Annotated in this window: 8 protein-coding genes; all 8 read left to right on the forward strand. The window is 57.1% G+C overall.

Annotation, left to right across the window (positions count from 1 at the left end; all coding sequences use genetic code 11):
• The first annotated feature begins 54 nt into the window (after positions 1 to 54).
• Complete coding sequence (gene sdhC, locus KHQ28_RS00525; protein WP_004142216.1) at positions 55 to 459, forward strand: succinate dehydrogenase cytochrome b556 subunit; 405 nt, start codon at positions 55 to 57, stop codon at positions 457 to 459.
• Positions 453 to 800 carry a succinate dehydrogenase membrane anchor subunit gene (gene sdhD, locus KHQ28_RS00530; RefSeq protein ID WP_002894949.1) on the forward strand — a complete coding sequence of 116 codons (348 nt, stop codon included), beginning with the start codon at positions 453 to 455 and terminating at the stop codon, positions 798 to 800. The genes sdhC and sdhD overlap by 7 nt, the downstream gene beginning before the upstream one ends.
• Complete coding sequence (gene sdhA, locus KHQ28_RS00535; protein WP_004179067.1) at positions 800 to 2566, forward strand: succinate dehydrogenase flavoprotein subunit; 1767 nt, start codon at positions 800 to 802, stop codon at positions 2564 to 2566. Before sdhD ends, sdhA begins: the two co-directional genes overlap by 1 nt.
• 15 nt (positions 2567 to 2581) lie before the next feature.
• A complete protein-coding gene (gene sdhB, locus KHQ28_RS00540; RefSeq protein ID WP_002894954.1) occupies positions 2582 to 3298 on the forward strand; it encodes a succinate dehydrogenase iron-sulfur subunit SdhB in 717 nt (238 codons plus the stop codon).
• Between the two features lie 381 nt (positions 3299 to 3679).
• A complete protein-coding gene (gene sucA, locus KHQ28_RS00545; RefSeq protein ID WP_012068464.1) occupies positions 3680 to 6487 on the forward strand; it encodes a 2-oxoglutarate dehydrogenase E1 component in 2808 nt (935 codons plus the stop codon).
• A 14-nt stretch (positions 6488 to 6501) separates the two neighbouring features.
• Positions 6502 to 7728, forward strand: a complete 1227-nt coding sequence (gene odhB / locus KHQ28_RS00550) for a 2-oxoglutarate dehydrogenase complex dihydrolipoyllysine-residue succinyltransferase (protein ID WP_004142209.1) — start codon at positions 6502 to 6504, stop codon at positions 7726 to 7728.
• A 103-nt stretch (positions 7729 to 7831) separates the two neighbouring features.
• Positions 7832 to 8998, forward strand: coding sequence for an ADP-forming succinate--CoA ligase subunit beta (sucC, locus tag KHQ28_RS00555; protein WP_002895039.1), 1167 nt, complete (start codon positions 7832 to 7834; stop codon positions 8996 to 8998).
• A complete protein-coding gene (gene sucD, locus KHQ28_RS00560) occupies positions 8998 to 9867 on the forward strand; it encodes a succinate--CoA ligase subunit alpha (protein ID WP_002895043.1) in 870 nt (289 codons plus the stop codon). Before sucC ends, sucD begins: the two co-directional genes overlap by 1 nt.
• The last annotated feature ends 309 nt before the right edge of the window (positions 9868 to 10176 follow it).

Here is a 10176-nt window from a genome sequence, read left to right on the forward strand (position 1 = left end):
AAGGACGCTGTCTGACCCGCAAGCAGACCGGAGGAAGGAAACAATAAGAACAGCATGTGGGCGTTATTCATGGTAAGAAATGTGAAAAAACAAAGACCTGTCAATCTGGATCTACAAACGATACGGTTCCCAATCACGGCGATAGCGTCCATTCTCCATCGCGTTTCCGGTGTCATCACCTTCGTGGCGGTCGGAATTCTGCTTTGGCTGCTGGGCACCAGCCTTTCCTCCCCAGAAGGTTTTCTGACGGCGGCCTCCATCATGGATAGCTTCTTTGTGAAGTTCATCATGTGGGGCATTCTCACCGCGCTGGCCTATCACGTCGTTGTCGGTATTCGCCATCTGATGATGGACTTTGGCTACCTGGACGAAACCCTCGAAGCAGGGAAACGTTCCGCCAAAATTTCTTTTGTTATTACTGTCGTGCTTTCACTTCTCGCAGGAGTCCTCGTATGGTAAGCAACGCCTCAGCACTGGGACGCAACGGCGTACATGACTTTATCCTGGTCCGTGCTACCGCCATCGTTCTGACCCTCTACATCATCTACATGGTTGGCTTCTTCGCCACCACCGGTGAAATCTCATGGGAAGTGTGGACCGGATTCTTTGCCTCCGGCTTCACTAAGGTCTTCACTCTGCTGGCTCTCGTTTCCATTCTCATCCATGCCTGGATCGGGATGTGGCAGGTGTTAACAGACTACGTTAAACCACTGGCTCTGCGCCTGGTTCTGCAACTGGCTATCGTTGTGGCGTTGGTGGCTTACGTTCTTTATGGATTTGTTGTGGTGTGGGGTGTGTAATGAAATTGCCAGTCAGAGAGTTTGATGCTGTTGTCATCGGTGCCGGCGGCGCAGGTATGCGCGCGGCGCTGCAAATTTCCCAGAGCGGACAGACCTGTGCACTGCTCTCCAAAGTGTTCCCTACCCGTTCCCATACCGTATCCGCGCAGGGTGGCATCACCGTCGCGCTCGGTAACTCCCATGAAGATAACTGGGAATGGCATATGTACGACACGGTAAAAGGGTCGGACTATATCGGCGACCAGGACGCCATCGAATACATGTGTAAGACCGGCCCGGAAGCGATTCTTGAGCTGGAGCACATGGGACTGCCGTTCTCTCGTCTTGACGATGGCCGTATTTATCAGCGCCCGTTTGGCGGCCAGTCGAAGAACTTCGGCGGCGAACAGGCGGCGCGTACCGCGGCGGCGGCTGACCGTACCGGTCACGCCCTGCTGCACACTCTGTATCAGCAGAACCTGAAAAACCACACCACTATCTTCTCCGAATGGTACGCCCTCGATCTGGTGAAAAACCAGGACGGCGCGGTAGTCGGTTGTACCGCCCTGTGCATCGAGACCGGCGAAGTGGTCTACTTTAAAGCCCGCGCCACCGTGCTGGCGACCGGCGGCGCAGGCCGTATCTATCAGTCCACCACCAACGCCCACATCAATACGGGTGACGGCGTCGGGATGGCCATCCGCGCCGGCGTGCCGGTGCAGGATATGGAAATGTGGCAGTTCCACCCGACCGGTATCGCCGGGGCTGGGGTTCTGGTTACCGAAGGTTGCCGCGGCGAAGGCGGTTACCTGCTGAACAAACACGGCGAACGCTTTATGGAGCGTTATGCCCCGAACGCTAAAGACCTTGCGGGCCGTGACGTGGTGGCGCGTTCCATCATGATCGAAATCCGCGAAGGCCGCGGCTGCGACGGTCCGTGGGGCCCGCACGCGAAACTGAAACTGGATCACCTCGGTAAAGAGGTTCTGGAATCTCGTCTGCCGGGTATCCTTGAACTTTCCCGTACCTTTGCCCACGTCGATCCGGTGAAAGAGCCGATCCCGGTTATCCCAACCTGTCACTACATGATGGGCGGTATCCCGACCAAAGTCACCGGCCAGGCGTTGACCGTGAATGAGAAGGGCGAAGACGTGGTGATCCCGGGCCTGTTCGCGGTAGGCGAAATCGCCTGCGTATCGGTCCACGGCGCCAACCGTCTGGGCGGCAACTCGCTGCTCGACCTGGTGGTCTTCGGCCGCGCGGCGGGCCTGCATCTGCAGGAATCCATTGCCGAGCAGGGCACGCTGCGCGACGCTAGCGAATCCGATATCGAAGGCTCGCTGGATCGCCTCAACCGCTGGAACAACACCCGCTCTGGTGAAGATCCGGTGGCGATTCGTAAAGCGCTGCAGGAATGTATGCAGCATAACTTCTCGGTGTTCCGCGAAGGCGATGCGATGCACAAAGGTCTGGAGCAACTGAAAGTGATCCGCGAGCGCCTGAAAAACGCCCGTCTCGACGATACCTCCAGCGAGTTCAACACCCAGCGCGTTGAGTGCCTGGAGCTGGATAACCTGATGGAAACCGCCTACGCGACCGCCGTATCCGCTAACTTCCGTACCGAGAGCCGTGGCGCCCACAGCCGCTTCGACTTCCCGGATCGTGATGATGAAAACTGGCTGTGCCATTCCCTGTACCTGCCAGAGTCGGAATCCATGACGCGTCGTAGCGTCAATATGGAACCGAAACTGCGTCCGGCATTCCCGCCGAAGATTCGTACTTACTAATGCGGAGACAGGAAAATGAAACTCGAGTTTTCAATTTATCGCTATAACCCGGATGTTGACGACGCTCCGCACATGCAGGATTACACCCTTGAAGCGGAAGAAGGTCGCGACATGATGCTGCTGGATGCGCTGATCCAGCTGAAAGAAAAAGATCCGTCGCTGTCGTTCCGCCGCTCCTGCCGTGAAGGGGTCTGCGGGTCCGATGGTCTAAACATGAACGGGAAAAACGGTTTGGCGTGCATCACGCCAATCTCCGCGCTGAATCAGCCGGGCAAGAAGATTGTTATCCGTCCGCTGCCAGGATTACCGGTTATCCGTGATTTGGTGGTGGACATGGGGCAATTCTATGCACAATATGAGAAGATTAAGCCTTACTTGTTGAATAATGGGCAAAATCCTCCGGCTCGCGAGCATCTGCAGATGCCTGAGCAGCGTGAGAAACTCGACGGGCTGTACGAGTGTATTCTGTGCGCCTGCTGTTCGACCTCGTGCCCGTCGTTCTGGTGGAACCCGGACAAGTTCATCGGCCCGGCTGGCCTGCTGGCCGCGTATCGCTTCCTGATCGACAGTCGCGATACCGAAACCAGCGAGCGCCTGGACGGCCTGAGCGATGCTTTCAGCGTATTCCGCTGTCACAGCATTATGAACTGCGTCAGTGTGTGTCCGAAGGGGCTGAACCCGACGCGCGCCATCGGCCATATTAAGTCGATGCTGCTGCAGCGCAGCGCGTAAGCAACACGGTTTGTCCCGGATGGCGCTAGCGCTTATCCGGGCTACCAAAGCAGTAGCCCCGGCAAGCGTTAGCGCCGCCGGGGGATATAGCAGGAAATCTTTAAAAACCGCCACAAGATGTACCAGTAATCGAGGCGTTCAGTGCGAGGTAAGGCGGCAACTGAGCGCATCCCCGGGAGCATAGTGAACTATGTGACCGGGGTAAGCGAAGGCAGCCAACGCAACCGCAGCCTGAACGCTGAAGATTAATGGCAGTTTTTAAAGGTTCCTTAGCGGATAGAAACCACAACTCGTCCGCAACAAGTGAACCCCGGCACGTGCACTCGGTGTGCGTGGTAGTTTCTACGGCGAAATAAGCATATGAATGCTTAAGGGATCACGATGCAGAACGGCGCAATGAAAGCCTGGCTGGACTCTTCTTACCTCTCTGGTTCGAACCAGAGCTGGATAGAACAGCTCTATGAAGACTTCTTAACCGATCCTGACTCTGTTGACGCCAACTGGCGTTCAATGTTCCAGCAGTTACCTGGCACCGGAGTTAAACCGGATCAATTTCATTCCAAAACGCGTGATTATTTCCGTCGACTGGCGAAGGATGCCTCACGTTACACTTCTTCGATTTCCGACCCAGACACCAATGTGAAGCAGGTTAAAGTCCTGCAGCTCATCAACGCATACCGTTTCCGTGGCCACCAGCATGCGAATCTCGATCCGCTGGGGCTGTGGAAGCAAGAGAGAGTGGCGGATCTCGATCCGGCCTACCACGATCTGACCGAGGCCGATTTCCAGGAAAGCTATAACGTAGGTTCATTTGCCATCGGTAAAGACACGATGAAGCTGGGCGAGCTGATTGCCGCCCTCAAGCAAACCTACTGCGGCTCCATCGGCGCGGAATACATGCATATCACCTCTACCGAAGAAAAACGCTGGATCCAGCAGCGCATTGAATCGGTAGCTGGCAAAGCGAGCTTTACCCCGGAAGAGAAAAAACGCTTCCTCAGCGAACTGACCGCCGCGGAAGGTCTGGAGCGCTACCTCGGCGCCAAATTCCCGGGGGCGAAGCGCTTCTCGCTGGAGGGTGGCGACGCCCTGATCCCGATGCTCAAAGAGATGATCCGCCATGCAGGCAAAAGCGGCACCCGCGAAGTGGTGCTGGGCATGGCGCACCGCGGCCGTCTGAACGTGCTGGTCAACGTGCTGGGTAAAAAACCGCAGGACCTGTTCGACGAGTTCGCGGGCAAACATAAAGAACACCTCGGCACCGGCGACGTGAAGTACCACATGGGCTTCTCTTCCGATATGGAAACCGAAGGCGGTCTGGTGCACCTGGCGCTGGCGTTTAACCCGTCGCACCTCGAGATTGTCAGCCCGGTGGTTATCGGTTCCGTACGCGCCCGTCTGGATCGTCTGGACGAGCCAAGCAGCAACAAAGTTCTGCCTATTACCATCCACGGCGACGCCGCCGTCACCGGCCAGGGCGTGGTTCAGGAAACTCTGAACATGTCCAAAGCCCGCGGTTACGAAGTGGGCGGTACCGTGCGCATCGTTATCAACAACCAGGTGGGCTTCACGACCTCTAACCCGCTGGATGCGCGCTCGACGCCGTACTGCACCGACATCGGTAAAATGGTGCAGGCGCCGATTTTCCACGTGAACGCGGACGATCCGGAAGCGGTCGCCTTCGTCACCCGTCTGGCGCTTGATTTCCGCAATACCTTTAAACGCGATGTCTTCATTGATCTGGTGTGCTACCGCCGTCACGGCCACAACGAAGCCGATGAGCCGAGCGCAACCCAGCCGCTGATGTATCAGAAGATCAAAAAGCATCCGACTCCGCGCAAAATCTATGCTGACAAGCTGGAGCAGGAGAAGGTGGCGACTCTGGAAGATGCGACCGAGCAGGTTAACCTCTACCGCGATGCGCTGGATGCCGGCGAATGCGTGGTGCAGGAATGGCGTCCGATGAATATGCATTCCTTTACCTGGTCGCCGTACCTCAACCACGAGTGGGACGAGAGCTATCCGGATAAAGTTGAGCCGAAACGTCTGCAGGAGTTGGCCAAACGCATCAGCACGGTACCGGAAGGTATCGAAATGCAGTCCCGCGTGGCGAAAATTTACGCCGACCGCCAGGCGATGGCGGCAGGCGAGAAGCTGTTTGACTGGGGCGGTGCCGAAAACCTGGCCTACGCCACGCTGGTTGACGAAGGTATTCCGGTTCGTCTGTCCGGCGAAGACTCCGGCCGCGGCACCTTCTTCCACCGTCATGCGGTGATCCATAACCAGACCAATGGTTCAACCTACACGCCGCTGCAGCATGTCCATAACGGCCAGGGCCAGTTCCGCGTTTGGGACTCGGTACTGTCTGAAGAAGCGGTGCTGGCGTTCGAATATGGTTACGCCACCGCCGAGCCGCGCACTCTGACCATCTGGGAAGCGCAGTTTGGCGACTTCGCCAACGGTGCGCAGGTGGTGATCGACCAGTTCATCTCCTCCGGTGAGCAGAAGTGGGGGAGGATGTGCGGCCTGGTGATGCTCCTGCCGCACGGTTACGAAGGCCAGGGCCCGGAGCACTCCTCCGCGCGTCTGGAGCGTTATCTGCAGCTGTGCGCTGAACAAAACATGCAGGTCTGCGTGCCGTCCACGCCGGCACAGGTTTATCACATGCTGCGTCGCCAGGCGCTGCGCGGTATGCGTCGTCCGCTGGTGGTGATGTCGCCGAAGTCGCTGCTGCGTCATCCGCTGGCGGTCTCCAGCATGGATGAGCTGGCGAACGGCACTTTCCTGCCGGCTATTGGTGAAATCGATCAACTTGATCCGCAGGCTGTGAAGCGCGTTGTGCTGTGCTCTGGTAAGGTTTACTACGACCTGCTGGAACAGCGCCGCAAAAACGAGCAAAAAGATGTCGCTATCGTTCGTATCGAGCAGCTCTATCCGTTCCCGCATCAGGCGGTGCAGGAAGCGCTGAAAGCGTATGCGCACGTGCATGATTTTGTCTGGTGCCAGGAAGAGCCGCTCAACCAGGGCGCATGGTACTGCAGCCAGCATCACTTCCGTGAAGTGATTCCGTTTGGGGCCTCTCTGCGTTATGCAGGCCGCCCGGCCTCCGCCTCTCCGGCGGTAGGGTATATGTCCGTTCACCAGAAACAGCAACAAGATCTGGTCAATGACGCGCTGAACGTCGATTAATTAAAGGATACACAATGAGTAGCGTAGATATTCTGGTTCCCGACCTGCCTGAGTCCGTAGCTGACGCAACCGTCGCCACCTGGCACAAAAAACCGGGCGACGCGGTCGTCCGTGACGAAGTTCTGGTCGAAATCGAAACTGACAAAGTGGTACTGGAAGTACCGGCATCAGCGGACGGCATTCTGGATGCAGTGCTGGAAGACGAGGGCGCCACCGTCCTGTCTCGCCAGATCCTTGGCCGCCTGCGCGAAGGCAACAGCGCAGGTAAAGAAAGCAGCGAGAAAGCCGATGCGAAAGCGTCCACTCCGGCGCAGCGTCAGCAGGCCTCTCTGGAAGAGCAGAACAACGACGCGCTGAGCCCGGCGATCCGTCGTCTGCTGGCTGAACACAACCTTGACCCAGCGGCCATCAAAGGCACTGGCGTCGGCGGCCGTCTGACCCGCGAAGACGTTGAGAAACATCTGGCGAAAGCCCCGGCGCCGGCAGAAGCCAAAGCGCCAGCCGCCGCCCCGGCAGCCGCGCCGGCGCCGCAGCTGGGCCACCGTTCGGAAAAACGCGTCCCGATGACCCGCCTGCGTAAACGCGTAGCCGAACGTCTGCTGGAAGCGAAAAACTCTACCGCCATGCTGACGACCTTTAACGAAGTCAACATGAAGCCCATCATGGATCTGCGTAAGCAGTACGGTGAGGCGTTCGAAAAACGTCATGGCATCCGCCTGGGCTTTATGTCCTTCTACGTGAAAGCGGTAGTGGAAGCGCTGAAACGCTATCCGGAAGTGAATGCTTCCATCGATGGCGACGACGTGGTGTACCACAACTACTTCGACGTCAGCATGGCCGTTTCCACTCCGCGCGGTCTGGTCACCCCGGTTCTGCGTGACGTCGACCTGCTGGGCATGGCGGATATCGAAAAGAATATCAAAGAGCTGGCAGTGAAAGGCCGCGACGGCAAGCTGACCGTAGACGACCTGACCGGCGGTAACTTCACTATTACCAACGGCGGCGTCTTCGGCTCCCTGATGTCCACGCCGATCATCAACCCACCGCAGAGCGCTATTCTGGGTATGCATGCCATTAAAGACCGTCCGATGGCGGTCAATGGCAAGGTAGAGATCCTGCCGATGATGTACCTGGCGCTCTCCTATGACCACCGTCTGATCGACGGACGTGAATCGGTAGGCTTCCTGGTGGCGATTAAAGAGCTGCTGGAAGATCCGACCCGTCTGCTGCTGGACGTGTAGTCAGCAAGCGTATTACCTACCGTAGGCCGGATAACACGCGTTAGCGCCGTTATCAGGCCTACAGGTTTAAAGATAATTACACCCTGAAGGATGGACTGAACACATGAACTTACATGAATATCAGGCAAAACAACTTTTTGCCCGCTATGGCTTACCGGCGCCGGTGGGTTATGCCTGTACTACTCCGCGTGAAGCAGAAGAAGCCGCTTCAAAAATCGGCGCGGGTCCGTGGGTAGTGAAATGTCAGGTTCACGCTGGTGGCCGCGGCAAAGCGGGCGGTGTGAAAGTAGTTAAGAGCAAAGAAGAGATCCGCGCATTTGCCGAGCACTGGCTGGGCAAACGTCTGGTGACCTATCAAACAGATGCGAACGGCCAGCCGGTTAACCAGATCCTGGTTGAAGCGGCGACCGATATTGACAAAGAGCTGTACCTGGGCGCGGTTGTTGACCGTAGCTCCCGTCGCGTGGTGTTCATGGCGTCTACCGAAGGCGGCGTGGAAATCGAGAAAGTGGCGGAAGAGACCCCGCACCTGATCCACAAGATCGCCATCGATCCGCTGGCAGGCCCGATGCCTTACCAGGGTCGTGAACTGGCGTTCAAACTGGGTCTGGAAGGTAAACAGGTTCAGCAGTTCACCAAGATTTTCATGGGGCTGGCGACCATTTTCCTTGAGCGCGACCTGGCGCTGATCGAGATCAACCCGCTGGTGATCACCAAGCAGGGCGACCTGATCTGCCTCGACGGCAAACTGGGCGCTGACGGCAACGCGCTGTTCCGCCAGCCGGATCTGCGCGAAATGCGCGATCAGTCTCAGGAAGACCCACGTGAAGCGCAGGCGGCGCAGTGGGAACTGAACTACGTCGCGCTGGACGGCAACATCGGCTGCATGGTTAACGGCGCAGGCCTGGCGATGGGTACCATGGACATCGTTAAGCTGCACGGCGGCGAACCGGCTAACTTCCTCGACGTAGGCGGCGGCGCGACCAAAGAGCGCGTGACCGAAGCGTTCAAAATCATCCTCTCTGACGACAACGTTAAAGCGGTGCTGGTTAATATCTTCGGCGGCATCGTGCGTTGCGACCTGATCGCTGACGGCATCATCGGCGCGGTAGCGGAAGTAGGGGTTAACGTTCCGGTTGTGGTTCGTCTGGAAGGTAACAACGCCGAACTGGGCGCGAAAAAACTGGCTGACAGCGGCCTGAATATTATTGCAGCGAAAAGTCTGACGGACGCAGCACAGCAGGTTGTTGCCGCAGTGGAGGGGAAATAATGTCAGTTTTAATTAATAAAGATACCAAGGTTATCTGCCAGGGCTTCACCGGTAGCCAGGGGACCTTCCACTCTGAACAAGCGATCGCTTACGGTACGCAAATGGTTGGCGGCGTGACGCCAGGCAAAGGCGGCACCACTCACCTGGGCCTGCCGGTGTTCAACACCGTGCGCGAAGCCGTTGAAGCTACCGGCGCGACCGCGACCGTGATCTACGTTCCGGCGCCGTTCTGCAAAGATTCCATCCTGGAAGCGATCGACGCGGGCATTAAGCTTATCATCACCATCACCGAAGGTATCCCAACGCTGGATATGCTGACCGTGAAGGTGAAGCTGGACGAAGCGGGCGTGCGTATGATCGGCCCGAACTGCCCGGGCGTTATCACTCCGGGCGAGTGCAAAATCGGCATCATGCCGGGTCACATTCACAAGCCGGGTAAAGTGGGCATCGTTTCCCGTTCCGGCACCCTGACCTATGAAGCGGTTAAGCAGACCACCGACTACGGCTTCGGCCAGTCTACCTGCGTCGGTATCGGCGGCGACCCGATCCCGGGCTCCAACTTCATCGATATCCTGAAGATGTTCGAGGAAGATCCGCAGACCGAAGCGATCGTCATGATCGGTGAGATCGGCGGCAGCGCGGAAGAAGAAGCGGCTGCTTATATTAAAGATCATGTCACTAAGCCGGTTGTCGGCTACATCGCGGGCGTTACCGCGCCGAAAGGCAAGCGTATGGGCCACGCGGGCGCTATCATCGCCGGCGGTAAAGGTACAGCGGATGAGAAATTCGCAGCGCTGGAAGCGGCGGGTGTGAAAACTGTTCGCAGCCTGGCCGACATCGGCGAAGCGCTGAAAGCTATTATCAAGTAAACCCTCTCTGCTTGTCCGCAAGCAGAAATCTGTCCGATTTCGACATGGTTGGCCACCGTCAGGTGGCCTTTTTTGTGACCGTTATCCCGTCTCGTCAGAACCGCAGCGCCAACAACGAATTGATTTTCTGCGAAAAGCCCTATCTATCATATTGATTTGATTTATTATTTAATAAGTATTTTCGATGCGCTGTAGTGGCTAAAAAAATATACCCCGGCTGTACCGTAGGGAAACAAAAGCGACAGCGAAAAAGCGTGGGGCAGGGGATAAGGAAGAAGATAAAATACTGTGAGCGGTCTAACATTATTC

The organism is Klebsiella sp. 28, from assembly GCF_018223905.1.
In the GTDB taxonomy this organism is placed as follows: domain Bacteria; phylum Pseudomonadota; class Gammaproteobacteria; order Enterobacterales; family Enterobacteriaceae; genus Klebsiella; species Klebsiella pneumoniae.